24 protein-coding genes and 1 pseudogene are annotated in these 25,799 nt (G+C 65.9%); 15 read left to right on the top strand and 10 right to left on the bottom strand.

Going from position 1 to position 25,799, the window contains the following annotated elements; genetic code table 11:
* On the bottom strand, positions 1–1,605 hold the full coding sequence (locus ACZ5BM_RS13745) for a lysine--tRNA ligase (protein ID WP_498908675.1): 1,605 nt from the start codon (positions 1,603–1,605) through the stop codon (positions 1–3).
* 197 nt (positions 1,606–1,802) lie between these two features.
* Here ACZ5BM_RS13745 and ACZ5BM_RS13740 point away from each other — a divergent pair, with 197 nt between their 5' ends.
* Complete coding sequence (locus tag ACZ5BM_RS13740; protein ID WP_498908674.1) at positions 1,803–2,279, top strand: hypothetical protein; 477 nt, start codon at positions 1,803–1,805, stop codon at positions 2,277–2,279.
* Positions 2,280–2,292: 13 nt separating this feature from the next.
* Entirely contained in the window at positions 2,293–2,544 is a 252-nt protein-coding gene (locus tag ACZ5BM_RS13735; RefSeq protein WP_498908673.1) for a hypothetical protein, read from the top strand.
* Between the two features lie 32 nt (positions 2,545–2,576).
* Here ACZ5BM_RS13735 and ACZ5BM_RS13730 read toward each other — a convergent pair whose 3' ends face one another.
* Positions 2,577–4,580, bottom strand: a complete 2,004-nt coding sequence (locus ACZ5BM_RS13730; protein ID WP_498908671.1) for a hypothetical protein — start codon at positions 4,578–4,580, stop codon at positions 2,577–2,579.
* A 257-nt stretch (positions 4,581–4,837) separates the two neighbouring features.
* Here ACZ5BM_RS13730 and ACZ5BM_RS13725 point away from each other — a divergent pair, with 257 nt between their 5' ends.
* Positions 4,838–7,690: an ATP-dependent DNA helicase gene (locus tag ACZ5BM_RS13725; RefSeq protein ID WP_498908670.1), complete on the top strand. Its 2,853-nt coding sequence runs from the start codon at positions 4,838–4,840 to the stop codon at positions 7,688–7,690.
* A 47-nt stretch (positions 7,691–7,737) separates the two neighbouring features.
* On the opposite strand, the gene ACZ5BM_RS13720 is transcribed toward ACZ5BM_RS13725, so the two are convergent.
* From ACZ5BM_RS13720 to ACZ5BM_RS13705, 4 genes are all read right to left on the bottom strand, one after another.
* Entirely contained in the window at positions 7,738–7,941 is a 204-nt protein-coding gene (locus ACZ5BM_RS13720) for a cold-shock protein (protein ID WP_498908669.1), read from the bottom strand.
* Positions 7,942–8,223: 282 nt separating this feature from the next.
* Positions 8,224–9,858: a chaperonin GroEL gene (gene groL / locus ACZ5BM_RS13715; RefSeq protein WP_498908668.1), complete on the bottom strand. Its 1,635-nt coding sequence runs from the start codon at positions 9,856–9,858 to the stop codon at positions 8,224–8,226.
* A 57-nt stretch (positions 9,859–9,915) separates the two neighbouring features.
* On the bottom strand, positions 9,916–10,212 hold the full coding sequence (gene groES / locus ACZ5BM_RS13710) for a co-chaperone GroES (RefSeq protein WP_498911640.1): 297 nt from the start codon (positions 10,210–10,212) through the stop codon (positions 9,916–9,918).
* 340 nt (positions 10,213–10,552) lie between these two features.
* Positions 10,553–10,909: a DUF4169 family protein gene (locus ACZ5BM_RS13705; protein ID WP_498911638.1), complete on the bottom strand. Its 357-nt coding sequence runs from the start codon at positions 10,907–10,909 to the stop codon at positions 10,553–10,555.
* Here ACZ5BM_RS13705 and ACZ5BM_RS13700 point away from each other — a divergent pair.
* The 4 genes from ACZ5BM_RS13700 to ACZ5BM_RS13685 all read left to right on the top strand — a co-directional run bounded on the left by ACZ5BM_RS13700 (position 10,790) and on the right by ACZ5BM_RS13685 (position 12,889).
* Positions 10,790–11,452 (top strand): dienelactone hydrolase family protein, encoded by a 663-nt coding sequence (locus ACZ5BM_RS13700; protein WP_498908667.1) that lies wholly within the window; start codon positions 10,790–10,792, stop codon positions 11,450–11,452. The two genes, ACZ5BM_RS13705 and ACZ5BM_RS13700, sit on opposite strands and share 120 nt — an antisense overlap.
* 106 nt (positions 11,453–11,558) lie before the next feature.
* Complete coding sequence (locus tag ACZ5BM_RS13695; RefSeq protein WP_422862682.1) at positions 11,559–11,714, top strand: DUF3309 family protein; 156 nt, start codon at positions 11,559–11,561, stop codon at positions 11,712–11,714.
* A gap of 151 nt (positions 11,715–11,865) precedes the next feature.
* On the top strand, positions 11,866–12,252 hold the full coding sequence (locus ACZ5BM_RS13690) for a chemotaxis response regulator CheY (protein ID WP_498908666.1): 387 nt from the start codon (positions 11,866–11,868) through the stop codon (positions 12,250–12,252).
* Positions 12,245–12,889 (top strand): protein phosphatase CheZ, encoded by a 645-nt coding sequence (locus ACZ5BM_RS13685; RefSeq protein ID WP_498908665.1) that lies wholly within the window; start codon positions 12,245–12,247, stop codon positions 12,887–12,889. The genes ACZ5BM_RS13690 and ACZ5BM_RS13685 overlap by 8 nt, the downstream gene beginning before the upstream one ends.
* 78 nt (positions 12,890–12,967) lie before the next feature.
* Here ACZ5BM_RS13685 and ACZ5BM_RS13680 read toward each other — a convergent pair whose 3' ends face one another.
* Genes ACZ5BM_RS13680 through ACZ5BM_RS13670 form a run of 3 tightly spaced genes read right to left on the bottom strand, consistent with a single transcriptional unit; the run spans position 12,968 to position 15,841 of the window.
* Positions 12,968–13,861 (bottom strand): S-methyl-5'-thioadenosine phosphorylase, encoded by an 894-nt coding sequence (locus ACZ5BM_RS13680; RefSeq protein WP_498908664.1) that lies wholly within the window; start codon positions 13,859–13,861, stop codon positions 12,968–12,970.
* Positions 13,842–14,561 (bottom strand): cytochrome c1, encoded by a 720-nt coding sequence (locus tag ACZ5BM_RS13675; RefSeq protein ID WP_498908663.1) that lies wholly within the window; start codon positions 14,559–14,561, stop codon positions 13,842–13,844. Before ACZ5BM_RS13675 ends, ACZ5BM_RS13680 begins: the two co-directional genes overlap by 20 nt.
* Positions 14,558–15,841: a cytochrome b gene (locus ACZ5BM_RS13670; RefSeq protein WP_498908662.1), complete on the bottom strand. Its 1,284-nt coding sequence runs from the start codon at positions 15,839–15,841 to the stop codon at positions 14,558–14,560. Before ACZ5BM_RS13670 ends, ACZ5BM_RS13675 begins: the two co-directional genes overlap by 4 nt.
* A gap of 110 nt (positions 15,842–15,951) precedes the next feature.
* Here ACZ5BM_RS13670 and hemF point away from each other — a divergent pair, with 110 nt between their 5' ends.
* The 4 genes from hemF (at position 15,952) to ACZ5BM_RS13650 (ending at position 20,606) form a co-directional block, all read left to right on the top strand.
* Complete coding sequence (hemF, locus tag ACZ5BM_RS13665) at positions 15,952–16,845, top strand: oxygen-dependent coproporphyrinogen-III oxidase (protein ID WP_498908661.1); 894 nt, start codon at positions 15,952–15,954, stop codon at positions 16,843–16,845.
* 95 nt (positions 16,846–16,940) lie between these two features.
* A complete protein-coding gene (locus ACZ5BM_RS13660) occupies positions 16,941–18,014 on the top strand; it encodes a hypothetical protein (RefSeq protein WP_498908660.1) in 1,074 nt (357 codons plus the stop codon).
* A gap of 115 nt (positions 18,015–18,129) precedes the next feature.
* Entirely contained in the window at positions 18,130–18,465 is a 336-nt protein-coding gene (locus ACZ5BM_RS13655) for a hypothetical protein (protein ID WP_498908659.1), read from the top strand.
* A gap of 299 nt (positions 18,466–18,764) precedes the next feature.
* Entirely contained in the window at positions 18,765–20,606 is a 1,842-nt protein-coding gene (locus tag ACZ5BM_RS13650; RefSeq protein WP_498908658.1) for a cation:proton antiporter, read from the top strand.
* Between the two features lie 433 nt (positions 20,607–21,039).
* Here ACZ5BM_RS13650 and ACZ5BM_RS13645 read toward each other — a convergent pair.
* A pseudogene (locus ACZ5BM_RS13645) lies at positions 21,040–22,006 on the bottom strand (IS481 family transposase).
* Between the two features lie 330 nt (positions 22,007–22,336).
* Here ACZ5BM_RS13645 and ACZ5BM_RS13640 point away from each other — a divergent pair.
* The 4 genes from ACZ5BM_RS13640 (at position 22,337) to pcaF (ending at position 25,784) form a co-directional block, all read left to right on the top strand.
* Complete coding sequence (locus tag ACZ5BM_RS13640; RefSeq protein ID WP_498908657.1) at positions 22,337–23,164, top strand: IclR family transcriptional regulator domain-containing protein; 828 nt, start codon at positions 22,337–22,339, stop codon at positions 23,162–23,164.
* Positions 23,165–23,231: 67 nt separating this feature from the next.
* The gene (locus ACZ5BM_RS13635) at positions 23,232–23,927 is read left to right on the top strand and encodes a sugar phosphate isomerase family (protein ID WP_498908656.1); all 696 of its coding nucleotides are present in this window, start codon (positions 23,232–23,234) and stop codon (positions 23,925–23,927) included.
* Complete coding sequence (locus ACZ5BM_RS13630) at positions 23,924–24,586, top strand: sugar phosphate isomerase family (RefSeq protein ID WP_498908655.1); 663 nt, start codon at positions 23,924–23,926, stop codon at positions 24,584–24,586. Before ACZ5BM_RS13635 ends, ACZ5BM_RS13630 begins: the two co-directional genes overlap by 4 nt.
* Positions 24,579–25,784, top strand: a complete 1,206-nt coding sequence (gene pcaF, locus ACZ5BM_RS13625) for a thiolase family protein (RefSeq protein WP_498908654.1) — start codon at positions 24,579–24,581, stop codon at positions 25,782–25,784. The genes ACZ5BM_RS13630 and pcaF overlap by 8 nt, the downstream gene beginning before the upstream one ends.
* Positions 25,785–25,799: the final 15 nt, after the last annotated feature.

The following is a 25,799-nucleotide window of genomic DNA, read 5'->3' as shown; positions in this document are numbered from 1 at the left end:
TTACGCGTCCGACCTGAGCAGCGCGGCCTCGATCAGGGCCACGGTCTCGGCCACACCGTAGAGGGCGATGAAGATGCCGAAGCGCGGCCCCTCGGTCTGGCCGAGCAGCACCTCGTACAGGCAGCCGAACCAGCGTCGCAATTCGGGGAAGTCGTGACGCTTGCCGACCTCGAACACCATGTTCTGCAGCGCATCGGCGGGCGTGCCGGCTTCGGCGCCCTTGAGCACGTCCGCCAGGTCGGCCAAGGCTGCGCGCTCGTTCTGGTCCGGGGCGCGGAAGCTCTTCGCCGGACGGACGAAATCACCGTAATAGCTGACCGCGTGTTCGACCAGACGGGCCAGGAGCGGGTCGCTCTCGGGCGTGACGCCCGGCTGATAGCGCTCCAGGAATCCCCACAGCACCTCGGGGTTGTCGGCATTGGCGACCGAAGCGAGGTTCAGCAGCATGCCGAACGACACCGGCGGGGTGGTCTCGGCGATCCGGCCGGCATCGATGAACCAGGCCGGGTTGGTGCGCAGAGCCGGCTCCGCGGCGGCGTTCTGCTCGGTGGCCTTGGTGCGATTGGCGAGATACTCGTCGGCGGCGCGCGGGATCACGTCGAAGAACAAACGCTTGGCGCGCGTCGGCTGGTTGAACATGAACTGCGCCAGCGATTCCGGCGGAGCGTAACGCAGCCATTCCTCGACCGAGATGCCGTTGCCCTTGGACTTGCTGATCTTCTGGCCGTTCTGATCCAGGAACAGCTCGTAGGTGAGGTTGACCGGCGGCTCCGCACCCAGCACCCGGCAGATCTTGGACGACAGACGCACACTGTCGATCAGATCTTTGCCGGACATCTCGTAATCGACGCCGAGCGCGGCCCAGCGCATCGCCCAGTCGGCCTTCCATTGGAGCTTGGCGCCGCCGCCGCGCACGGGCGTCTCGAACGCGCGGCCGCTCTCGTCGCGCCACACCACCGTGCCGGCACCGACATCGATGCGTTCGATCGCCACCTGCATGACGATGCCGGTCTCGGGATGGATCGGCAGCACGGGAGAATAGGTGGCGCGACGGTCCGGACCCAGGGTGGGCGCGATCACGGCGACGATCTCGTCATGGCGTTCCAGCACGCGCATGAGCGTCTCGTCGAACCGGCCGGAACGGTAATAGTCGGTAGAGGACGCGAACGCGTATTCGAAACCGAACCCGTCCAGGAACGAGCGCAGCCGGGCATTGTTGTGGGCGCCGAAGCTGTCATGGGTGCCGAACGGATCCGGCACCTGGGTCAGCGGCCGGCCGATGAACTCGGCCAGCATCTCGCGGTTCGGCACGTTGTCCGGCACCTTGCGGAGCCCGTCCATGTCGTCGCTGAAGGCGAGCAGGCGCGTCGGCTTGCCGGTGAGCGCGGTATAGGCCTGACGCACCCAGGAAGTGCGCGCCACCTCGCCGAACGTTCCGATATGCGGCAGACCGGACGGGCCATAGCCGGTTTCCAGCAGAGGCACCGCATCGGCGCCTTTCGTTTCCATGCGCGCGGCGAGCTTGGCCGCTTCCTCGAACGGCCAGGCTTTCGGCAGCGGGGCCAGGAGGGGAGCGGACGTTGAGGTTTGAAGGTCGGCGGACATGCGGCGGACGCTAGCCCAAACGGCGCACGGCGGGAACCGGTGCGCACGCGGGGCGGGACCGCGCGTACGGTGGTCGTCGGCACCGGATCGTTGCGCCTGTGGCATCGGCTCGCCAGCTGACGAAAGCTTAATCGGGCCCGTCCTGCCCCGTTCGCCGGCACGTGCTAGAATCATACGTTGCGGAATGGAGGTGTATCGTGGACGTGCAGACGATCGAGCAGCAGTTCGGGCAGTTGCAGGGACAATCGCAGCAGACGGTGCAGGCCTTGCAAGTGCTCGGCGGCAAGCTGCAGGCGGCGGCTCAAAGCGGCGACCAGCAGGCGCGGGAATGGTTTCTCGACCTGCGCGAACTGGCGATCTCGTTCAAGAGCGAGCAGGACCAGATGAGCAACCTCCTGCAGGCGATCCACGGCTTCGTCGCCACCGAGGCGCAGAACACCTACGGCGGCGGTTTTCCGGGCAACCCGCCGCAGGGCAACTGGGGCCAGCCGACCTTCCAGGCGCCGCAGCAGGGCGGCTTCGCACCGCCCCCGCAGCCTCAGCCAGCCTATGCGCCGCAGCCGCAGCAAAGCGGTGGCATGCTGGGCTCGTTCCTGAATTCGTCCTTCGGGCGGGCGATCGAAACCGGCGCCGGATTCGGGATCGGCGACGATCTGATCAACAAGATCTTCTGAAACCGCCCGGTCGATGCGTGCTCCCGAACTGATCAACGCGAGCTGGCACCACGCCTATGGTGGCGGCTACGGAATGCATCACGGGTTCGGCGGCGGGTCGTGGATCGGCCACATGGTGATCTCTTCGATCGTCCACGGGCTGATCTATGGCACGATCTTCCGCCTCCTACGCCATCTCAGTCTGGGCGAAATCGTGGTGCTCACCGTTGTGGTGGTGGGCGGCCTTTATCTCTGGAACCGCAACCGGTCCTATCAGCGCTGGTGATGCCGAAGCCGCGCTTTCGCGCGGTTTCCCGCTCAGCCGAAAGTCGTGATACCGACGAAGGTGATGGTCGTGTGGTCGGACAGCGACACGGTGAGCGAACCGTTCGCGACTGTCTGCGTCGGCGCATTGCCGTAACCTGCTGCGGCAAAATGGTCGGTACCGGGTCTGAAGCCCAGGACGGTGGCATTGCCGCCACTGGCGCCTTCCACGGCCAGAATAGTCTGATCGCCGGCAACCTGATTGATCCACAGAGCGGACTGGTCCGTACCGACCACCAGCGTTCCGGATCCCGTGCCGGCCACATCGGTCATGCGGGTGTTTCCAGCCCAGGTTTGGCCGCTGCCAGCTCCGCCGAAGACTGTGGTGCTGCCGCCGCGGCCGACCAGAAGGAAATCGCCCGTGCCGGCCACGACATCGGATTTCCCTGCTTCCGCGCCGAACAACACCGCTTTCTGGCCCGTGAAGGCAAAACTCTTGTCGGCATCGACGAAGATGTCGTTCATTCCGCCGTAGAGGGTGGTGTTGCCGTTTGCGGCGATCAGGGTGTCGGCGTTCCCGCCGAACAGGTGATCGCCGCTTCCACCGCCCGACACGGTGGAGTGGCCGCCGCCATGGATGACGTTGTTGCCCGCCGTTCCGCCTTTGTAGGACCCACCGGCACCACCGGAGATCGTCGCGGAACCGCTCCCGCCATCAACGGTCGAGGCACCGTACCCGACGAAATGCAGCGTGTGGCCGCCCGACACGACCGAACCACCCTCGCCCGCGCTGACGGTATCGTCACCATGCGCGGCGATGACGACGGAGCCGGCGTCGATCAGGATGCTGTTGCTCGTGCTTTCATCCGTGACGATGGCGCCCGTTCCGGCCGCACCGGCGACGCCGAGTTCGAGCCCGACGCCGTGCAGCTCGATGCCGCCTGCGAAATCCGGATTGGCCGCCTTCAGCGTCAAGACGCCCGAACCATCGACCAGAAGCCCATGACGGCCGGAAATCGTTTCCGTTTCCGTGCCGGCGAGACTGGTATCGCGGTTGGCCATCAAGGTGACGACGAGTTGGCCCGCCTGATTGAATGCCGTTTGCGGCAGGACCGAAAGGTCGATGGTCTGATCGAGTCGACCGGCGGTCAGCAGAAGCCCGTTCAGTGCGCTCGAACCCGCCGTCTGTTCGCACTGCCAGGAGCCATGCTCGTTGAACTTGAAGCCGATCGCCTTGCCTGACGCGTCGACCGCGAAATACATCGTACCCGTGCCGAGACCACCGGCCTTCGGATCCGAATTTGCTGGCGCGCGGCTCTGGTCGAGGCTCGACAGAAGATAGTTGAAGCGATCCATGCCGGGAACGATCGGCCTGTTGTCAAAGCCGAGACCTGTCGTGTTCTGCTGCATGTGCACGACGTCGCTGCTGTCGACGATCGACACCGCATAGATGTCGGCGACCGGATCGCTTCCGCCGATCGTCGAAACACTCGGGTCGGACGCAAGGCCCAGCGATACCGCCCCTGCCGTCACGATCATGACATGTCCGGTATCGTTGGTTTGCGGCAGGTTGGCGTTGGCCGGGTCGGCGTAGATGCCGGTGGCATAGGCGATCACGTCGCCGGCCTGCAGATCGGCGAAATTCGCCACCTGCAAGAAACCGCCACTGCCAGTTCCACTGCCGAGCAAGGACGCGGCGGCGAAGTCATGAGCCAGAACGAAAGCCCTGGCGAAGGGCTGCCTGCTTTCCTCCAGAACAAGACCGCCACCATCGTTCTGAGTGGACCCCGTGTTGAACTGCGCCTCCAGACGCGAGGCGGTCGCCACCGCGAAATGCAAGGGCGCGGTCGAGTTCAGGGCGTAATTCACCCAGCCGTTGCAATCCGTGTAGGAGTACGGCTCCGATGCCGTGAGGTCGATCAGCAGCTGCGGCGTCTCGGTTCCTTTCCCAGCCGAGGCATAGCTGTAAGCCGTCGCACCGTTCGCATTGTGAACCAGCGTCGCCGCATCCACCGACAGGGCGGACAGACTGTTCTGTACGGAATTTGCGGGTACCATGACGAAATGATCCGTATCGTTTGATACCGAAACGATACAGACGAAACCAGTTGATCTGCAACGCGCAAATATTTCGATATCTTCTCTTTATTTCCAGTTTGTTGTCATTTTATTTACTTTTATGCGTTCCCGCTTCCGGGCTGGCCTGCACGACAAGTCGGGGCCGAGCGGCGCGCTTCTCCACCGGAAGCCACCCGGCCCTGTCGGCGTCGCGATACGGTTCTGCCGCCGACGGCCCTGGTGCTACACTCTCGCCGATGCCCGATTTTCCCACGCCCGACGCCGTGCCGGCCCTGATCGCCGGTCACGGCCGGGTCTCGCTGCTGACGCCCGACGGCGAATTGCTCGATCTCGCCCGGCCCGAAGCGGCGGCGATGCTGCGCGACATGCCGCCGCCCCTGGTGGTGCATGCGCCGTCCAATGCGCGTCGGCTCGGTTTGCGCGCCCTGCCCTGCTTCGACCTGCTGGAATTGTTCGCCTTCGTCTTCCCGGCCACCCCGGCCGCGCCGACGCCGCTCGGTCTGGCCCTGGCGCTGGGTTTCGAGCGGGCCGCGGAACGTGCGGTCGATGCGTCCCTGCTGCCCGTCCTGGCGGATCGCATGCTCGACCGTGCCGCCTCCCTGGCCCACACCCCCGCGGGCATCGAGATCGGCGCGCTCGCCTTCCGAATGCGCCAGGCCGGTTGGATCTGGGGCGGCGCGGTATGCGACGCCATGGGTGTCGGCGGTCTGATCCCGCCCGAGCGGATGCAGCCTTCCGAGGCGATGCGGATCTGGCGACGCCTGCCGAAATGGGAGGAGATGGCCCCCCGGCCGCCCCCCGGCCAGCGTCCCGTCTCGCCGCAGGATGCGCGTATGCGCTTGAGCAGCATGCTCGGCGACGCTGCGGAGCAACGCGTCGGCCAGGCGGATTACGCCGATGCCGCCACCAGCGCCTTTCTTCCCCGCGCCCATCGCGGCGACCCGCGCCTGGTTCTGGCCGAAGCCGGCACCGGCACCGGCAAGACGCTGGGCTACGTGGCCCCCGCATCGCTCTGGGCCGAACGCAATGGCGGCGCGGTCTGGATCAGCACCTACACGCGCCATCTCCAGCGCCAGATTGAGAGCGAACTCGCCCGGCTGCATCCCGACCCGGCGGCCCGGCGTCGCCGGGTGGTGCTGCGCAAGGGGCGCGAAAACTATCTCTGCCTGCTGAACCTCGAGGAAGCCGTGAACGCCGCCGCGTCCGGCGGATCGGCGGCCGCGGCGATCCCGCTCGGCCTGCTGGTCCGCTGGGCCGGCGCCACCGCCGATGGCGACGTCCTGGGCGGCGACCTGCCGGGATGGTTCGCGGAACTGTTCGGCACCGCCGCCACGATCGGGCTTGCCGACCGGCGCGGCGAGTGCATCCACGGCGCCTGTGCGCATTACACGCGCTGCTATATCGAGCACAGCATCCGCCGCGCCCGCGACGCCGATCTGGTGATCGCCAATCATGCCCTGGTGATGGCGCAGGCCGCGTGGCACGGGCAGTTCGGCGAACAGGCCGACGAGGATGCGCTGCCGACACGCTACGTGTTCGATGAAGGCCATCATCTGCCGGACGCCGCAGACGGCGCGTTCGCTGCCGAACTGTCCGGGCTGGAAGCGGCGGAGCTCCGACGCTGGCTGCTGGGCGCGGAAGGCAGCCGGTCGCGGGCGCGCGGGCTCAAAAAGCGGCTGGACGAGTTGGTGGCCGACCAGCCGGACCTCGAAACGCCGCTGGATGCGGCGCTCCTGGCCGCGCGCGCCCTGCCCGCCCCCGGCTGGTCGCTGCGTCTGGCCGACGAAACGCCGCCGCTCGCCATCCCGGCCGAGGCGGAGCCCGAGCCTATCAACCCGACAGAAGCCCTGCTCCGTCTGCTGCGACGTCAGGTCCTGGCCCGCACCGCCGGACGCGATGGCGGCCATGGCTCGGAGGAATGCGACCTGTATCCCGTCGAGGAAGACGTCGCCGCAGCCGCCGCGCGTCTGGAGCGCGCGCTTCTGCGGATCGCCGAGCCGCTCGAAACGCTGGTGGAGCGTCTTTCGGCCCGTCTGGACGAGGAAGCGGAGAGCCTGGACAGCGTCGCCCGCGGCCGGATCGAAGCCATGTGCCGCGCCATCCGGCGTCGCGCCCTGAGCCGGCTTTCCGGCTGGATCGCCATGCTGCGAAGCCTACCGGAGCCGGTGCCCTCCGGGATCACGCCCAGCCACGTGCTGTTCCTGCGCCTGGATCGTCGCCCGCTCGGCGGCGCCACCGGCGCGCGCGATGTCGGGCTGCATCGGCATTGGCTCGACCCGACCGTGCCGTTCGCGGCCGCCGTGGCGGCGCCGGCGCACGGGCTGCTGATCACCTCCGCCACCCTGCGCGACCAGCCGGACGGTGCGGCGGCGGAAACCAGTTGGGATGAGGCGGAGGCCCGCATCGGCGCCGCCCACCTGCCCTCGCCCGCCTTGCGCGCCTCGCTGGCGAGCCCGTTCGATTACGGGCGGCAGACGCGGTGTCTGGTGGTGACGGATGTGGCGCATGACGACCCGGCGTCGCTCGCGGCCGCCTATCGCGCCCTGTTTCTGGCGGCCGGTGGCGGCGGTCTTGGCTTGTTCACCGCCATCAGGCGTCTGCGCGACGTGCATGCGCGCATCGCGGCCCCGCTGGAAGAGGCCGGAATTCCTTTGTTCGCGCAGCACATGGATGCGATGGACAACGCCACCCTGGTGGACGTCTTCCGCACCGAACAGGATAGTTGCCTGCTGGGCACGGACGCGATGCGCGACGGGGTGGACGTGCCGGGGCGGGCGCTGCGACTGGTGGTGTTCGAGCGCGTGCCGTGGCCGCGCCCGGATATTCTGCATCGCGAACGCAGGTTGCATCTCTCCGGCGGCCAGCCCGGCGCCTATGACGACCGGATCGCGCGTTTGCGTCTGCGTCAGGCGTTCGGCCGACTGATCCGTGCGGCCGGAGACCGCGGCGTCTTCGTTCTGCTGGATCGACGCACGCCGTCGCGCCTGTTCTCGGCTTTTCCGCCCGGCGTGGAGGTCAGGCGCGTCGGTCTGGCCGAGGCCGTGGCGGAAACAAGTGCATTTCTGCAACGGGCCAACGCGCCGGAATGAAACACCGGCGGCCGGGCGCCGCCGGATGGATCAGGGTCGAAGAAATCTCAGAGCGGCTTGAGGTTGGTCGCCGCCGCCTTGCCACGCTCCATGGCGATGTCGTACGAAAGCTTCTGACCCTCGTTCAGGCCGCGCAGACCAGCCGCCTGAACCGCGGTGATATGGACGAAGACGTCCTTGCCGCCGTCATCAGGCATGATGAAGCCGAAACCCTTGGTGGTGTTGAACCACTTCACAGAACCGATCGCCATGGTCGGCGTATCCTTTTCACAGTCACGCGGCAGCCGCCAGCTGGCGCCCGGCTGGACACGTTTCGCTGACCGATCATCATGGGGTCAGACGACGCGGTTCCTGTCAATCACGAAACGAAAGCGCGTTCTCCGGGCTGTGTGTCGATCCGGCCGGAAGATGGCGCGGCCGCCGCTCAACGAGGACGCGCCCGGCGGCAAGATCGTCGTCGGCCACAGAAAAGGGGCGGCCCTTGCAGGCCGCCCCTCCCCTTTGTCGAACGTCTGAAAATCCGAGCGTGAGGCTCAGAAATCCATGTCGCCCATGCCGCCCGGAGGACCGCCCGCCGGGGCCTTCTTCTCGGGCTTCTCGGCGATCATCGCCTCGGTGGTCACGAGCAGACCGGCGACCGAAGCCGCATCCTGCAGCGCCGTGCGCACGACCTTGGTCGGGTCGATGATGCCGGCGGTGACGAGGTTCTTGTATTCGCCGAGCTGCGCATCGAAGCCGTACGCATATTCGCCGTTCTCGAGCACCTTGCCGGCGATCACGGCGCCGTCTTCACCGGCGTTCTCGGCGATCTGACGCAGCGGGGCCTGGATCGCCTTGCGGATGATCTCGATGCCGAACTTCTCGTCTTCGTTGGCCGGAACCAGCGAGGCGAGCGAGAGCGAAGCGCGCGCCAGCGCGGTGCCGCCACCCGGGACGATGCCTTCCTCGACCGCGGCGCGGGTCGCATGCAGCGCGTCGTCGACGCGATCCTTGCGCTCCTTCACCTCGACCTCGGTGGAGCCGCCGACGCGGATCACCGCGACACCGCCTGCCAGCTTCGCCAGACGCTCCTGCAGCTTCTCGCGATCGTAGTCCGAGGTGGTCTCCTCGATCTGCGCGCGGATCTGGCCGCAACGGCCCTGGATGTCGGCCTTCTCGCCCACACCCTCGACGATGGTGGTGTTTTCCTTCTCGATGTGGATCTTCTTGGCGCGACCCAGCATGTTGAGGCCGACGGTCTCGAGCTTGATGCCGAGATCTTCGGAGATCACCTGACCGCCGGTGAGGATGGCGATGTCTTCCAGCATCGCCTTGCGACGATCGCCGAAGCCCGGCGCCTTCACGGCAGCGATCTTCAGCCCGCCACGCAGCTTGTTGACCACCAGGGTCGCCAGCGCCTCGCCATCGACGTCTTCGGCGATGATCAGCAGCGGACGGCCGGACTGCACGACGCTCTCGAGCAGCGGCAGCATCGGCTGCAGCGAGGAGAGCTTCTTCTCGTGGATCAGGATGTAGGGCTGATCGAGATCAGCGATCATCTTTTCCGGGTTGGTGATGAAGTACGGCGAGATGTAGCCGCGGTCGAACTGCATGCCCTCGACCACGTCGAGCTCGGTCTGGATGCCCTTGGCTTCCTCGACCGTGATCACGCCCTCGTTGCCGACCTTCTGCATGGCCTCGCTGATCATCTCGCCGATCTCGGACTCGCCGTTCGCGGAGATGGTGCCGACCTGCGCGGTCTCGCCCGGGGTGGTGATCTTCTTGGTGTTGGCGGCGAGCTCGGCGACGACCTGGGCCACGGCCTTGTCGATGCCGCGCTTCAGGCCCATCGGGTTCATGCCGGCGGCAACAGCCTTGGAGCCCTCGCGCACGATCGCCTGCGCCAGAACGGTGGCGGTGGTGGTGCCGTCACCGGCCTTGTCGTTGGTCTTCGAGGCCACTTCGCGCACCATCTGGGCGCCCATGTTCTCGAACTTGTCGGAAAGCTCGATCTCCTTCGCGACCGACACACCGTCCTTGGTGATGCGGGGCGCGCCGAAGCTCTTGTCGATCACGACGTTGCGGCCCTTTGGACCCAGCGTCACCTTCACGGCGTCGGCGAGGATGTCCACGCCCTTGAGCATGCGCTGACGGGCTTCTCCGCCGAAGCGGACGTCTTTAGCTGCCATAATGAAATCTCCTGTTGAGGAAAACGGAAATCAGAAGCGGTTCAGAAACGCAGCCGTTCAGGCGGTCTCGATCACGCCCATGATGTCGCTTTCCTTCATGATCAGCAGCTCTTCGCCGTCGATCTTCACCTCGGTGCCCGACCACTTGCCGAACAGAACGCGGTCGCCCGCCTTCACGTCCAGCGCCACGATCGCGCCGGTCTCGTTGCGCGCGCCGGCGCCGACGGCGATCACTTCGCCTTCCATCGGCTTCTCTTTGGCGGTGTCGGGGATGATGATGCCACCCGCAGTCTTCTCTTCGCCGGTCAGGCGCTTGACGACAACCCGGTCGTGCAGCGGACGAAACTTCGTCATGCGTTCGCTCCTCAAAGCGTAAGCGATGCCCTCCTCAGGGAGCGACATCGCGGTTGGTGTGCATCCGGGCTTGCCACCCGCGACGCAGCGTTTGGCACTCGCGGCTCCGGAGTGCCAGCGCAGGATGTAGGCGCACCCCAAAGCAGTGTCAATTGCGTCTGTCCGGATTATTATCTGGGCTCAAGCCCTTGTTTTCATTCAGACTTCGAACCGGATTCGGCGCATCGCCGCCAGATCGTCGCACTTGGAAGCCATAGGCGCCGGCCACGCGGAACGATCGACGATGCACCGGATCGACGCGCCTGTGGATGACGCTCGCATGACGTTTCACCCGCAAGCATCAGGACCCGGGCGGCTCCGAGTCATCCAGCCTGGCGTCGTCGAGCCGGCGTTCGGCCCGCTCACGTTCGAGCCGGTCCAGGGCCTTTTCCGCACCGGTGCGTCCAAAACGGGCGCGGTTGCCGGCGGCCTCCTCGGCCTGCGCGGCACGATCGCGGCGCCGACGGACCGTTCTCAGGTTGACGATCTCCCCCATCGGCACAAGCTGCCACATCACAACCGAAAGAACGAGCGCGACATGGGCACCACGACGACTTTGACTGCCGCCGACGGACACCGTTTCGATGCTTACAGGGCCGGTCTGCCCGATGCGCCCCGCGCCCTGGTCGTGGTGCAGGAGATCTTCGGCGTGAATCATCATATCCGGTCGGTGGCGGACGGGTTCGGCGATGCCGGCTTTGCCGTGATCGCCCCTGCCTTGTTCGACCGCGCCCGCACCGGCGTGGAACTGGGCTACGACGAGAGCGGCATGAAGACCGGGATCGAGCTCGTGCAACGGATCCCGCTCGAACAGACCCTGGCGGATCTGGTCGCCTGCGCAGACGCTCTCGGACATCGGAAAGTCGGAATCGTCGGTTATTGCTGGGGCGGTTCGCTCGCCTGGGCGGCAGCCACCCGAACGCAACGCTTCGACGCGGCGGTAGGCTGGTATGGCGGAAACATTCCGCAAGCTGCCGATGCGCAACCGAACTGCCCGGTCCAGCTCCATTTCGGTGCCGAAGACGACCATATTCCCTTGTCCGGAGTGGACAGGATCCGCGCCGCCCATCCGGACATGGAAATCTACGTCTATCAGGGGGCCGGGCATGGTTTCGGTTGTTCGGAGCGGGGCTCCTACGAAGCCCGCTCCGCGGCACTGGCACAGGAACGCACGCTGAGTTTCCTCCAGCACGCGCTCTGACCTGTCACCCGAACAGCACAGAGGACGCCGATCCGCGTTGCGGGATCGAACCGAGAATATGACACCGCGTTGCTCCCCGGCGAGAAACACATCCGGAGAAACGAACATGCTCGGAACGATCCTGCTGATCATCCTTATTCTGCTGGTGATCGGCGCCCTGCCGACCTGGGGCTACAGCGGAAGCTGGGGCTACTTCCCCTCCGGCGGCCTGGGGCTGATCCTGCTGATCGTGATCATCCTGCTGGTTCTGGGCAGGATCTGAAGCGCGCCACCATAGATCTGGGGCTCGAAGTCGCGGCCGGTCCCCCAGGGGATCGGCCGTTTTCATTTTCCCGGCAACAAAGTCGTGCCCTTAACCTCCAGGCAACCTATCCGCGTCATCCTGCCGGTCAATCAAACACCGGAGTCGGCGCGTGTCCCTGGATCTTTCGACCAACATCCTCATCGTTGACGACTACAAGACGATGCTTCGCATCATCCGCAACCTTCTTAAGCAGATCGGCTTCGAGAACGTCGAGGAGGCGACGGACGGCAGCGATGCTCTGGCGAAGCTGAAGTCGCGCGATTTCGGCCTCGTGATCAGCGACTGGAACATGGCACCGATGACCGGGCTGGAGCTGCTGACCGCGGTGCGAGCCGACGCGCGTCTGAAGTCGATCCCTTTCATCATGATCACTGCGGAAAGCAAGACGGAGAACGTGATCGCCGCCAAGCAGGCCGGCGTGTCCAACTACATCGTCAAGCCGTTCAACGCCGAGACGCTCGCCGACAAGATCGGCAAGGTGTTCGCCCATGCTTGAACAACCGCCAAACTGGAAGGCCCTGTCAGATCGGCTGGCCGAGATCTGCGCCTCCTATCCGACCGCCCGGCCGCAGATGATCGCCGAGGTGGTGCGCGCGGTGATCGACACGATCGGCGCCGATCTTGGCGCCCAGGAGCAGGAGTTGCTGCGGGAGCTCGAGGAGCTGGGCCATGTCATCGCCTCCGCCAAGGAGGAGATCGCGGCACTGAAGAGCAACGGCGTCAGCGAGCCGAATGTGAGCAACGCCAGCGACGAGCTGGATGCCGTGGTCGCCCATACCGCCGACGCCACGAACGCCATCCTGGAAGCCTGCGAGATGCTGGACGACACGGCCGCGCGCAAGGAAGGTCCGGATGCTGCCGTTGTGCAGGATGCGACGATGCGCATCTACGAAGCCTGTTCGTTTCAGGACATCACCGGACAGCGCATCAACAAGGTCGTGAATACGCTGAAGGTGGTGGATGCTCGGGTGACGCGGATCGTAGAAACCTTTGGCCGCCATCACTGGGACGGCGCAGCCAGCGGGCACGGTCAGTCCGACGGACGGCCGGACGCGCATCTGCTCAACGGGCCGCAGCTTCCATCCAGCGCCATGGCCCAGGCCGACATCGACGCGCTCCTGGCCGATTTCTGAGGGATGCGGCTTTCACCACGGCCCAGACGATGGATGACCTGAGGGCCGGAAACACGGTTCCGGCCCTCTTTTCCGATGTCAGGCGAGAACGCGCCCGGCGACCGAACGCAGCTTTTCCACCAGAACCGGGTCCCGCGACGCCGGCGCCGTGATCAGCGCATCGCTCAGCGCACGATCGCAGCCGGCCGGGCACAGGCCCCGCTCCTGGCCGAGCACCGGAATCACGGCCTTGACCAGATTCCTCGCCTTTTCGGCGTTGTTCATCATCACCGCAATCACCGCGTCCACCGTGACGTGCTCTTCCTCCACACGCCAGCAATCGTAGTCGGTCACCATGGCGACGGTCGCGTAGCAAAGTTCCGCTTCGCGGGCGAGCTTGGCTTCCGGCATATTGGTCATGCCGATCACGTCGCAGCCCCAGGAGCGGTAGAGGTTGCTTTCCGCCCGGGTCGAGAACTGCGGACCTTCCATCACCAGATAGGTACCGCCACGCGACACGGGCAGATCGAGCGCCCGCGCCTGCTGTTCCAGCACGTCGCCGATGCGGGGGCAGAGCGGATCGGCCATGGAAACATGCGCCACCAGACCGTCATCGAAAAAGCTCTTCTCGCGCGCGAAGGAGCGGTCGATGAACTGGTCGATGATCACGAAATGGCCGGGCGGCAGCTCTTCCTTCAACGAGCCCACCGCGCTCAGCGACACCACGTCGGTCACGCCGCTCTGCTTCAGCGCCGCGATATTGGCACGATAGTTCAGGCGCGAGGGCGGCGTCGGATGGCCACGCCCGTGTCGCGGCAGGAACACGCACTGCACGTCGCCCAGACGGCCGAACAGAAGCTGGTCGGACGGCTTGCCCCACGGGGTCTCGACCGTACGCCATTCCTTGTCGACCAGCCCGTCAATGTCATACAGGCCGGACCCCCCGATCAGTCCGATCACCGGCTTCACGCGTTCACCGTCGTTGCTTGGCATTGATCCAGATCCGTCGTTTGAGGAACAGAAGAAGACTGGCCAGAAGGCCGAGATAAAGCACCACGCCGATACCGATCCGCTCCCGCTGCGCGCGATGCGGATGCGCCGCCCAATCGAGAAAAGCCGCGACATCCGCCGCCATCTGCGGCACGGTCTCTGTACGGTTGCCGGCGAACGACACCGCCCCGTCCTGCAGCGGCGGCGGCATCGCGATCACACCGCCCGGCGCGGCGCGGTTGTAATACGATCCGGGCGGCACCGAAACGCCTGCGGGCGGATCGACATAGCCGTTCAGGATCGCCTCGATCGCCGCCGGACCGCCGTCGAAGGTCAGGGCCAGACGCGACATGTCGGGCGGCACTGCCCCGTTATTGGCACGCGCCGCGGCTTCGGGCGTCGCGAACGGGATCGGCAGATGGTCGTCCGGCCGCCCGGGCCGGCGTTTGGGCCGGTTATTGGCGCCGATCCCGTCGGGCACGGACACCGCCGCCGCGACGGCCCGCACCTGCGCCGGCGTCAGACCGAGTCCGCCCAGATCGGCATAGGTGACAGAGCGCATCGAATGGCAGGAACTGCACACCTGGGCATACACAGCGTAGCCGCGTTGCGCCGAGGCGAGATCGCCCTCCGCCCGCGCGAAGCCCGACGACAGGATGATCGCGGCGATGCCGGCCGCCGCCGGATACCAACCGCGCATCATGCGATCCCTGCCGGCAGAACGGGTCGCGGCTCGAACCGTGTCAGCAGCGGCAGCCCCACCAGAAAGAACGACAGCCAGATCGCCGTGGCGATCCGGCTCGACAGCAGCCACAGCCCCGCCGGCTGGTGGAACCCTGCCACGCCCAGGAAGGCGAAACAGAGCACTGCCACGGGCAGCAGCACGCGAAACCAGGGCCGAAACCGGGCGCTGCGCACCGGCGAACGGTCCAGCCACGGCAGAACGAACAGCACCGCGATCGACGCCGCAGCCAGCGGCACGCCAAAACCGCCACCCGCGCGCAGGATGGCGTACAACGGCGCGAAGTACCATTCCGGGGTGATGTCGGCCGGCGTGGAAAGCGGATCGGCACGCAAATAGTTGTCCGGCAGGGTCAGCCAGCCGGGCAGAAAGAAGATCAGGATCGCGAACACCAGCGCGAACAAGGCCAGACCGACCCCGTCCTTGGCAGTGTAATACGGATGGAACGGCAGCGTGTCGGCCGGTTTGCGCACCTCCACGCCGAGCGGGTTGTTGGACCCCGTCACATGCAGCGCCGTCACATGCAGCCCGACCACCGCCAGGGTGGAGAACGCCAGAACGAAATGCAGCACGTAGATCCGGTGCAGCGCCACGTCGGCCAGGGCACCACCCAGCAGCCAGTGCGCCAGGGGCGTGCCGACCAACGGCACGGACGACAAAGCCCGCATCGCCACGGTCAGCCCCCAGAACGACATCTGCCCCCAGGGCAGCACGTATCCGGCAAACGCGGCCCCCATGCACATGGCCATCAACACCATGCCCGTCAGCCACAGCAGCTCGCGCGGCGCCTTATAGGAACCGTAATAGAGCGAGCGCCAGACATGGATGTAGAGCGCGGCGAAGAACATCGACACGCCGCCCATATGGATCGACCGCACCAGCCAACCGCTCGGAACCTGCCGGTCGATCAGCTCGACGCTGTTGAACGCATCCGCGATCGTCGCCGTGTAGTTCACCGCCAGGAAGATGCCCGACAACAGCAGCACCAGCAGGCTCACCGTCACGAAGGCGCCGAAATTCCATAAACCATTCAGATTGCGCGGCATCGGATAATCGACGTATTCGCGACGGAACGCCGACACCAAAGGCAGGCGCGCGTCGATCCAGCGCAGCAGGGGCGCGCTGTCCGCCGGCAGGGAGGAGGTCGGCGCATGGCCGAACCGCTCCTCCGCCGGACGGTCCACGGTCGATGGAAGCATGCCTTCCGGCTGCTCGGGCCCCTGTTCGAGCCTTGCTGTCATCGGGCGATCCCTGTTCGACATCTGGCGCCGGGACGCCGGCACGACACGAGCGATCTTTACGGGGGCGGTCTGTTGGTCGCAACCGCCGACGCATGGTCTAATCCGGCCCCATGACCGATCCCACGCCGCCCCGCCCCGCGCACGATGCCCTCAGACCGGACGCGCGAGCCTGGTTCGAAAGCCTGCGCGACCGTTTGTTCGCGGCGTTCGAGGCGATCGAGCGCGATTACGACGGTCCCCTCGCCGCCGAGCTGCCGCCGGGCAGCTTCGAACGCCAGCCCTGGGACAGGCTGGAAGACGGCTCCGGCGGCGGTGGCGTGATGGGGGTGATGCGCGGCCGCGTGTTCGAGAAGGTGGGCGTCAACGTGTCCACGGTGGAAGGCGAGTTCAGCGAGCAGTTCCGTGCGCAGATCCCGGGCGCCACCATCGACCCGCGCTTCTGGGCCTCCGGGATCAGCCTCGTCGCGCATATGCGCAGCCCGCTGGTGCCGGCGGCGCATTTCAACACCCGCATGCTGATCACCACCGAAGGCTGGTTCGGCGGCGGCGGCGACATCACGCCGATGCGCCCGGAGACCGCCGACAGCCAGGCTGCGGCCGCATCGTTCCACGCCGCGTTCCGGCAAGCCTGCGACCGGCACGACCCGGATTACTACCCGCGCTTCAAGGCCTGGTGCGACGAATATTTCTTTCTGCCGCACCGGAACGAGCCGCGCGGCCTTGGCGGCATCTTCTTCGACCGCCACCGAACGGACGACGTACAGGCCGATTTCCGCTTCACGCGGGATGTCGGCGACGCGTTTCTCGACATCTACCCGCGCATCGTCCGTGAGCGGATGCTGCTGCCCTGGACCACGGAAGACCGCGAACATCAGCTGATCCGGCGCGGCCGTTATGTGGAGTTCAACCTGATCCACGATCGCGGCACCCTGTTCGGCCTGCGCACGGGCGGCAATACGGAGGCGATCCTGATGAGCATGCCGCCCGAAGCGCGCTGGCCCTGAAGGCGGATGGGGCAAAACGGTTTGGGTCCGTCTTCGGGTTGCTGTATGATAGACGCCTGACTGGGGGATTTGCCCGATTTGACCGATACCGCCCGATGACGGGCCGCGCGACCTTTTCGCCGACCAGACGCAGCGTGCTCGCCGCCCTTCCGGGTGCGGCGCTGCTGCTGTCCGTCGGTCGCGCCGGAGCGGATACCTTGTCCGGACGCGCGATGGGCGAAGGACCGCCCGTCCTCGGACGTCCCGCCCTTCTGGTCGCCGGCGCCGCCGATACGGCGCCCGGGCGCTGGGCTCAGCTTCTGGCCCCGCGTCTCGCATCCGCTTTCGCCATCGGCAAACCGCTGCTCGTGTCCGCCACCGGCGGCCGAGACGGCGTGACCGGCGCCAACACCTTCGACGCCCAGACCGCGCCGGACGGGTCCACTGCCCTTCTGGTGCCGGGTGCGGCCGCCATGGCCTGGCTCGCGGGCGATCCACGTGTCCATTTCGATGCCGGACGCTGGGTTCCGGCTCTGGCCGGCCTGTCTTCCGGCATCCTGATCGGCCGTGATGCCATGCCCGATCTGCGTGGCCGCACCATCCGGGTGGCCGCTTCCACCGCTACCGGCCCGGAATTGCCGGCTTTGCTGGGCCTGTCTCTCCTGGGTGCTACCGTACGGCCCGTGTTCGGCCTGTCCGAGCCGCAGGATGCAGCCACGGCGTTGGAATCCGGCCGGGTCGACGCCGTGTTCCTGTCCGGGCACGACGTTCCGGCCAGACGCGACACGCTCGCCGCCTCAGGCTTCGTGCCGATCTTCTCGCTGGATGACGGCGCCGGAACCGAGTTCGTCCCCGTCCGCAGTTTCACCGAGCGCTACCGCGCGCAATTCGACGCGCCACCATCGGGTGCGCTGTTCGACGCGTTCCAGGCGACGGCCGCAGCGGCGCGCCTCGACATCGCCCTGGTCCTGCCGATGCTGTCTCCGCCTTCGCTGGTGGCGCGCTGGCGCACGGCGTGCGAGACGGTGATCGGCGATCTCGCCCTGGTCGCCGCCGCGCGTAAGGCGGAGGTCGATACGGTGTCGGCGCCGCAATGCGTCGAGGTCATGTCGCGCATCAACGCGAACGAAACCACGCAGCTCAGCCTCCGCCGCTGGCTTGCGGCGCAGCCGGGCTGGCAACGCGCCTGACCGCCTTCCGACGCCGCATATCCGTCATAGTGGCCGAAACCAGGTCGACCGCCCCGGCGTCACACGTGAAGCGGTTGCGATTTCGGCGGGCGACACCGGGATGGTCCAGTCGGAGATGAGCCCACCACCGGTCACGCCGGATGGCCGTTATCTCGTGGTACGCGGCCGACTCTGGCGTCGCGCGAACCCGTCCCTGTCCGAGACCGAGAAACGGCATCTGGTCACGGATCTGATGGCGGCACGACGTGCCAAGGGTCGGGCCATGCGGTCTGGCGACGACACAGGGCGTGCTGCCGCCAAAGCCGAGGTGCAGCGCTGCAAGGAGGCACTCGGAGAACGTGGCCCGGTCTGGTGGGAGGATGGTGCGCCGGACTGGAACCGGCATCTGGCACGCAACACGCCCTATGCCGCGTGGTGGGCAACGCAGAGTAACGCGAGCGAGGATCGGTAAACCGTGTCATGTGAGCGCGTGAGACACCGCGCGCTGCACATCCACGACGTCACGTTTGCGATGCATCGGATCTGTCGCCGGGCCTGAACCAATCACGGACTCTGCATTCTCCAGACCGAAGAAAGGCGTCGGATCCAGCAGAAGACACACGCTCACATGCCTTGCCGGTCGACACCCGCGCCCCGGTTCGCCTCGGATCATGGGCGATCATCCGGCTTTTCCTGACGCAACTCGCAACGATCCGTCGCGTCATTCAGGCATCCACGCAATCCGTGCCACCGAACCGACAGGACGTCTTCATGGAACAAGGCGTCGCGCTCGGCGTGTTCTGCATCCTGTTCGGCGGCATCGCCATGCAGTGGCTGGCGTGGCGGTTTCGCCTGCCGGCAATCGTCCTTTTGTTCGCATTGGGACTGTTGCTTGGTCCTGGGCTTGAGGTTCTGCATCCCGGAGACACGTTCGGCCGCTTTCTGTCCCCGGCGGTTGGCCTCGCAGTGGCGATCATCGTCTTCGAAGGAGGTTTGGCACTCGATTTCCGCGAATGGCGGGCGGCCGGCGAAGGCGTGCTGCGGCTGACCGCGATTGCCCTACCGATCAACTGGGGGCTGGGCGCGCTCGCGGCCCATTTCATCGGCCAACTCGGCTGGGGGCCGTCCTTTCTGTTCGGCGCGATCACCGTCGTCACCGGGCCGACCGTGGTTCTTCCCCTGCTCCGCCATACCCGTCTGCAGCGGCGCACCGCCGCCTTCCTGCGGTGGGAAGCGATCCTGAACGATCCGGTAGGCGCGATCCTGGCGACGCTGGTGCTCCAGGTCCTGATCGTCCGTCAGCCCGGCGGCGACGGTCACGTCCTGACGACGATTCTGCTCACGCTGCTGCTTGGCATGGCATCCGCTGTCGCGGCCGGCATTACGGCCGCCCTTGCCATCCGCTCGGCGTTCCTGCGCGACCAGATGCCAGAGATCTTGAAGACACCGGTGCTGATCGCGGTCGCCCTTCTGATCTATGCCGCCTGCAACATGATCATTGAGGGCGCCGGGCTCGTCGCCTCCACCGTATTCGGCATGGCGCTGACCAATCTGCGTGTTCCGGGCATCTCCCAACTCCGCCGGTTCAAGGAAAGTCTGGTCGTTCTGATGGTCTCGACCTTGTTCGTGATCCTGGCGGCCAATCTCGATCGTGCAGTGCTGGCCCGTCTGTCCTGGCCGATCGTCGGCCTGACGATCACGCTGCTGATCGTGGTGCGACCACTGGCGATCTTCCTGTCGACGATCCGCAGTTCGCTCACGCTGCCGGAACGGTTGCTGTCCGCCTGGATCGCGCCGCGAGGCATCGTCGCTGCGGCGGTCGCAGGCGTGGCGGGCATCCGTCTGCGTCAAGCGGGCTATCCCACGGCAGATCTGGTGATGCCGGCCGTGTTCGCCGTCATCGCTGCGACCATGGTTCTGCACGGCTTCACGCTGCGGCCTCTGGCGAGGCGCCTCAAACTGACGCTGAGCGATGTGCCAGGCATCGCCCTGGTCGGCGCGTCGCCCTGGAGCACGGATCTGGCTCGTGCGCTCACGCAGATCGGCGTGCCCGTCGTGCTGATCGACACTTATCCGGGCGCGCTGCAGCCGGCCAGGACCGCCGGCATTCCAGTGTTGCAGGTCGAACTGCTTTCGGAGCACGGGCAGCACGCACTGGAATCCTGTCCGATCGACTACCTGATCGCCTGCACATCGGACACGATCTACAACGGCTTGGTCTGCGCCCGGCTGGCGCCGGAACTGGGACGCGAGCGCGTATTCCAGCTCAGTCCCGGAATAGGTCGTCTGGACGTGGAACGCGGTCTGAGCCGGGATGCGCGCGGCAAGTTGTTCGGCGAGGAAAGCTGGGACTTTTCGCTATTGGAACGGCTGCACGGTCAGGGCTGGCACTTCAATGTCGACCAGGTTGTGAATGCAGACCAAGGGCAGGACGCTACGTTACAAGCGGGGGCAATATTGCTGCTGCGCGTACGGAGAGGTGGTGCCATCAGCATCCATTCAACGGAAGACGTCGCGAATGATGACATACATACGGGCGACCTTGTCGTAACGATGCAAGCACCGGAGCCCGTCCTAACGCCGAAGTCAGGACTGACACTTTCGCCAACTTGAAATTGCGTGCGGGAAGTCCAAAATGCCCCCAGCCCTCGAATCGCGCGCTTGCTACGCCAACTCAACGAGAGTTGCATCATGATACTTCGCTACTGGCATGGTCGACAGGGCGAGTACAAGTTCCGGACGATCACCAGTATTTAGTTATCGGTGGCCCACGACGCATCTGGAGCATTCTATATGCGCAGTTCAGTGGATCGCGAACTGGCTGAGTCGCGACGCGAGACGCTTGGTCAAGCGCGTTTGCCCCCGGCCCGGCTGAGGGCTGTGGCTCTGTATTGGATATGAGTTTTCTCGATATGGTTGCGGGGACGTGCACCAATCTCAACTTGCTCGTCGACTATTGTGCTGAAGGGGTAACATCATTGACACCGCCTGCTGAAGGAAGTCAGGGTGAACGTCCCATCGACACCCATCGCTGCCGCAAAGCGGGCTAGCTGTTTAGTCCCGGAGTGTGGTGATACGGATTCAGCCTGAACCGTTCTGGTTCCTGGGTCCAGATCCGGCAAACGTATTCGTACGGGGTCAGCCGGTTCAGGGTCTTCAATCTGCGGGCGTGGTTGTAGGCGACCACGAACAGGTCGAGGTGGTCCGTCAACTGCTGATGGCCGTCGTAGTGATATCGTTTGACGGTGGCGTCCTTGATGGTGCGGTTCATCCGTTCGACTTGCCCATTGGTCCACGGATGGTTCGGCCTGGTTAGCCTGTGCTCGATGCCGTGCTGACGGCAGAGCCTGTCGAACAGATGCATGCTGAACTGCGCCGTGGGTCCGGATCGATAACGCGGCGGGTGGCAGAACTGGATGCCATTGTCAGTCAGCACGGTGTGGATGCGATACGGTACCGCCTGGATCACGGCATCCAGGAACGCCACGGCGCTCTGCCGGTCGGCAACCTCCGCCAGACAGGCGACAGCGAACTTCGAAGTCCTGTCGATGGCAACGAACAAGTAGAGCTTGCCCTCTCCGGTGCGCACCTCGGCGATGTCGAGATGGAAGAAGCCGATCGGATAGAAACTTGAACTTCCTCTTGGCTACCTTATCGCCCTCGATCTCGGGAAGGCGGCTGATGCCGTGCCGTTCCAGGCAACGGTGCAGGCTGGATCGCGTCAGATGCGGTAGCGACGGCTGCAAGGCATACAGGCAGTCGTCGAGCGGCATCAGTGTATGCCGGCGGAAGGCCATCACCGCGGCCTCCTGCTCCAGCGTCAGCGCCGACGATCGGACCTGCTTCGGACCCATCGCCGCATCATGGACGTGGTCGCGCTTGCGCCATTTCTGGACCGTCGTCGGGCTGACGCCATAGTGCGTGGCCAGCGCTCTTACGCTCGCTTGACTATCTTGGATCGCGAGACGCACCGCCTCCGTCGTGCGGGCGCAGCCGTGAAGAACTTGTCCCAGAACCTATCCCGCGCCGCCTGATGATCCGTATCACCATACTCCGGGACTAAACACCTAGGCGCTCTTAGCAATCAGTATGTGAAAAGCAGATCATCCCATGCTGATCTGCAAAGCCTAACTCGAGTGCGAAACTATGAGCGCGTGCAAGCCAAACTCACACCGAGTGGGAGGAGCAAAGGGATTCGCCTATTCGACAGACGGCAGAACACATTGCAAGCCGTTGCGGACGGAGATCACCTGCAAGTGAGTTTTGACATAGAACCTGCGGCCAAACAGGACCAGGTCGTCAGGCCGCAAAGGGGTTAGCTCTTGATCTTTAATGTGAACAACATGGCCAATGAGACCGAACCGGACGAGACGGCTGGGGATAAGGGCCGCGATATCGTCACAGCGCTGACACGCGGTCTCGACGTGCTGCGTTGCTGCACCGAGAATCCAGACGGGATTAGCCTCGCGACGGCAGCCCGTCTGACCGGACTGTCGAGAGCCACGGTTCGGAGATCCCTGCTGACCCTCCGGGAAGCCGGTTACGTACTCGAGGCCGACCGTCTGTTCGTGCCGACACCGCGTGTCCTGACCCTGGCTGGCGCGTTGCTGTCCACCCCTTCTCTGCAGGTGGCGCAACCGGTGTTGGATCGCCTGAGCCGAACGCTCGACGAGAGCGTGTCGCTGGCGAGTTTGGACGGGACATCGATCATCTACCGGGCCCGCTCGGAGCGGCGCCGGATCATGACCCTGGATCTGTCGGTCGGCTCGCATCTTCCGGCCTATTGCACCTCAATGGGACGGGTCCTGCTGGCCGCGCTGCCGCCGTCCCTGCTGGAGGCGCATCTCGACCCGCAGCCGGCAGCGCATACCGCGCGCACGGTCGTGGCGCGCGACGCCTTGCTGACACTCCTGGCGCAGGTGCGCGAGGACGGGTTCTGCATCGTCGATGGAGAGCTGGAGTTGGGGTTGCGGTCGCTTGCGGTGCCGGTGCGTCTTGACGGTGGCGCCGTGCCGATGGCGCTCAACGTCAGCACCCAGGTCGCCCGCACGTCGCTGGAGGACATGCATCGCCTCATGCTGCCCGCCCTTCTGCAGGCTGCCGAGGATCTGGCTCCCGCCTTTGCCCAGCGCACGGGACTTGAACCCGGATGGAAAACGCCCCTAGAGTAGCGACGTTCGCTGTGCGGCCATATGTTCGCACAGCGAACGGTTTTGGAACGGCAATGCGGGTGGCCCGATGCTGGACAAGCAGGTCGGAAGTCTTCTGGAGGCGGTGTCGGACATTTCCGACGGCGCCACGGTGATGGTGGGCGGGTTCGGCTCGGTCGGGCAGCCAGACGCGCTGGTTGAAGCCCTGGTCGATCAAGGCGCGCGTGATCTCACTATCGTCGCCAACAATGCCGGCAGCGGCCGCACCGGCCTGGCGCGACTGATGGAAGCGCGGCGCGTGCGCCGGATCATCTGCTCCTTTCCCCGCTCGAACGGCTCCGTCGTGTTCGAGGACTTGTTCCGGCACAATCTGATCGAGCTGGAGATCGTCCCGCAGGGCACGCTCGCCGAGCGCATCCGCGCCGCGGGCGCCGGCATTCCGGCCTTCTTCACCCCGACCGGCTTCGGAACCAGGCTGGCCGAGAACAAGGAGACGCGCGAGATCGACGGTCGCGGCATGGTGCTGGAACATGCCCTGCATGCCGATGTCGCCTTGATCGAAGCCTGGCAGGCGGATCGCTGGGGCAACCTGACCTTCAACAAGAGCGGCCGGAACTTCAACGCCGTGATGGCGACGGCGGCGCGCACGACGATCGTTCAAACCTGCCACATGGTCGCGCTGGGCAGCCTGGACCCGGAAAGCATCGTCGTGCCGAGCATCTTCGTCGATCGCATCGTGCATCTGCCGCCTTCCGAAAGCGGCACGGAGGAGACCGGATCATGAGCGCCTTCACACCGCTCACGCGCGTGCAGATGGCGCAGCGCGTGGCCACGGATATTCCCGAAGGCTGGTTCGTCAATCTCGGCATCGGCATTCCGACGCTCGTGGCCGATCACATTCCGGCCGACCGGGAGGTGCTGCTGCATTCGGAGAACGGGCTGCTCGGCATGGGTCCCGCCCCCTCCCCCACCAAGATCGACCCCTGGCTGATCAACGCCGGCAAGCAGCATGTGACGCTGCAGCCGGGTGGTGCGTTCTTCCACCATGCCGACAGCTTCGCCATGATTCGTGGCGGCCATCTCGATCTCTGCGTGCTGGGCGCGTTCGAGGTCGCGTGCAACGGCGATCTCGCGAACTGGGCCACCTCCGCGGCAGATGCTGCGCCGGCGGTCGGCGGCGCGATGGACCTTGCCGTCGGCGCGAAACGCGCCTGGGTGATGACCGAGCACACCACCCGCGACGGCGCGCCGAAGCTCGTCGAGCGATGCTCCTACCCGCTGACCGCCCTGGGCTGCGTCAGCCGGATCTACACCAATCTGGCGACGATCGAGGTCGTTGGCGACAGGTTCGTCGTGATCGACATGGTCGACGGGCTGACGCTGGACGAATTGCAGGCGCGCACGGGCGCGCCGCTCGCGATGAAGGAGAACGCACATGGCTGAGGCCTTCATCTGCGATGCCGTCCGCACCCCGATCGGGCGCTATGCCGGCGCCCTGCGCGACGTTCGTGCCGACGATCTGGCCGCGCATCCGCTGCGTGTGCTGCGCGAACGCAATCCCGATGCGGATTGGGAGGCACTGGACGATTGCATTCTCGGCTGCGCCAATCAGGCGGGCGAGGACAATCGCAACGTGGCCCGCATGGCGGTTCTGCTGGCGGGGTATCCGCCGGTCGTTTCCGGCACCACGATCAATCGCCTGTGCGGGTCGGGTCTCGATGCGGTTGCCGCGGCGGCGCGGGCGATCCGGGCCGGAGATGCCGATTTCATCATCGCCGGCGGGGTGGAGAGCATGACCCGCGCGCCGTTCGTCATGGGCAAGAGCGGGGAGGCCTGGGGACGCCAGGCGGAGTTGCAGGACACCACGCTCGGCTGGCGCTTCGTCAATCCGGCGCTCAAGGCGGTGTATGGCAGCGAAACCATGCCGGAGACCGGCGAGAACGTCGCCGCGCAATACGGGATCAGTCGCGCGGACCAGGACGGCTTCGCGTTGCGGAGCCAGCAACGGGCCGCGAAGGCGGAGGCATCGGGCTATTTCGCCGCTGAGATCGCCCCTGTGACGATCAAGTCGCGCAAGGGCGACGTCGTGGTTGCACGGGATGAGCATCCGCGGCCCGACACCACGCTGGAGGGGCTGGCGAAGCTGAAGACGCCGTTCCGGGCCGTGGGCGGCACGGTGACGGCGGGCAACGCGTCCGGCCTAAATGACGGGGCGGCGGCGCTGGTGATCGCCAGCGAGGCGGCCGCGCGCCGGCACGGCTTCGTGCCGCGTGCCCGCATCGTCGGTGCCGCCACGGCCGGAGTCGAGCCGCGGGTGATGGGCGTCGGCCCGATACCGGCAACGCAGAGATTGTTGCACCGCCTCGGTCTTTCGATCGGCGACATCGATCTCGTCGAGCTGAACGAGGCCTTCGCGAGCCAGGCGCTGGCGGTTCTGCGTGCGCTTGGACTGCCCGACGATGCAGAGCACGTAAATCCGCATGGCGGAGCGATCGCTCTTGGCCATCCGCTCGGCATGTCCGGCGCCCGACTTGCTTTGACCGCCCTGCATGGGCTGGAAGAATCCGGCGGCCGCCGCGCCTTGGCGACCATGTGCATCGGCGTGGGACAGGGCATCGCGGCGGTGATCGAACGGGTCTGATCGCCACCGGGCGGC

Source organism: Lichenicola sp. GTC18331 (genome assembly GCF_055386855.1).
Note: the sequence above shows the minus strand (reverse complement) of the source record. Positions and strands in the feature narration are given on the sequence as shown.

Coding starts and splice junctions, on each gene's coding strand:
- ACZ5BM_RS13685 (WP_498908665.1), top strand. CDS start 12,245: ATGCTTGAACAACCGCCAAACTGGAAGGCCCTGTCAGATCGGCTGGCC.
- ACZ5BM_RS13725 (WP_498908670.1), top strand. CDS start 4,838: ATGCCCGATTTTCCCACGCCCGACGCCGTGCCGGCCCTGATCGCCGGT.
- ACZ5BM_RS13635 (WP_498908656.1), top strand. CDS start 23,232: ATGCTGGACAAGCAGGTCGGAAGTCTTCTGGAGGCGGTGTCGGACATT.
- ACZ5BM_RS13680 (WP_498908664.1), bottom strand. CDS start 13,861: ATGCCAAGCAACGACGGTGAACGCGTGAAGCCGGTGATCGGACTGATC.
- groL (WP_498908668.1), bottom strand. CDS start 9,858: ATGGCAGCTAAAGACGTCCGCTTCGGCGGAGAAGCCCGTCAGCGCATG.
- ACZ5BM_RS13695 (WP_422862682.1), top strand. CDS start 11,559: ATGCTCGGAACGATCCTGCTGATCATCCTTATTCTGCTGGTGATCGGC.
- pcaF (WP_498908654.1), top strand. CDS start 24,579: ATGGCTGAGGCCTTCATCTGCGATGCCGTCCGCACCCCGATCGGGCGC.
- ACZ5BM_RS13630 (WP_498908655.1), top strand. CDS start 23,924: ATGAGCGCCTTCACACCGCTCACGCGCGTGCAGATGGCGCAGCGCGTG.
- ACZ5BM_RS13670 (WP_498908662.1), bottom strand. CDS start 15,841: ATGACAGCAAGGCTCGAACAGGGGCCCGAGCAGCCGGAAGGCATGCTT.
- hemF (WP_498908661.1), top strand. CDS start 15,952: ATGACCGATCCCACGCCGCCCCGCCCCGCGCACGATGCCCTCAGACCG.
- ACZ5BM_RS13720 (WP_498908669.1), bottom strand. CDS start 7,941: ATGGCGATCGGTTCTGTGAAGTGGTTCAACACCACCAAGGGTTTCGGC.
- ACZ5BM_RS13655 (WP_498908659.1), top strand. CDS start 18,130: ATGAGCCCACCACCGGTCACGCCGGATGGCCGTTATCTCGTGGTACGC.
- ACZ5BM_RS13660 (WP_498908660.1), top strand. CDS start 16,941: ATGACGGGCCGCGCGACCTTTTCGCCGACCAGACGCAGCGTGCTCGCC.
- ACZ5BM_RS13705 (WP_498911638.1), bottom strand. CDS start 10,909: ATGATTCACGCCGAAGATCTCCTGCACCACGACCAGGGCGCGGGGCGC.
- ACZ5BM_RS13700 (WP_498908667.1), top strand. CDS start 10,790: ATGGGCACCACGACGACTTTGACTGCCGCCGACGGACACCGTTTCGAT.
- ACZ5BM_RS13650 (WP_498908658.1), top strand. CDS start 18,765: ATGGAACAAGGCGTCGCGCTCGGCGTGTTCTGCATCCTGTTCGGCGGC.
- ACZ5BM_RS13735 (WP_498908673.1), top strand. CDS start 2,293: ATGCGTGCTCCCGAACTGATCAACGCGAGCTGGCACCACGCCTATGGT.
- ACZ5BM_RS13745 (WP_498908675.1), bottom strand. CDS start 1,605: ATGTCCGCCGACCTTCAAACCTCAACGTCCGCTCCCCTCCTGGCCCCG.
- groES (WP_498911640.1), bottom strand. CDS start 10,212: ATGACGAAGTTTCGTCCGCTGCACGACCGGGTTGTCGTCAAGCGCCTG.
- ACZ5BM_RS13730 (WP_498908671.1), bottom strand. CDS start 4,580: ATGGTACCCGCAAATTCCGTACAGAACAGTCTGTCCGCCCTGTCGGTG.
- ACZ5BM_RS13675 (WP_498908663.1), bottom strand. CDS start 14,561: ATGATGCGCGGTTGGTATCCGGCGGCGGCCGGCATCGCCGCGATCATC.
- ACZ5BM_RS13640 (WP_498908657.1), top strand. CDS start 22,337: ATGGCCAATGAGACCGAACCGGACGAGACGGCTGGGGATAAGGGCCGC.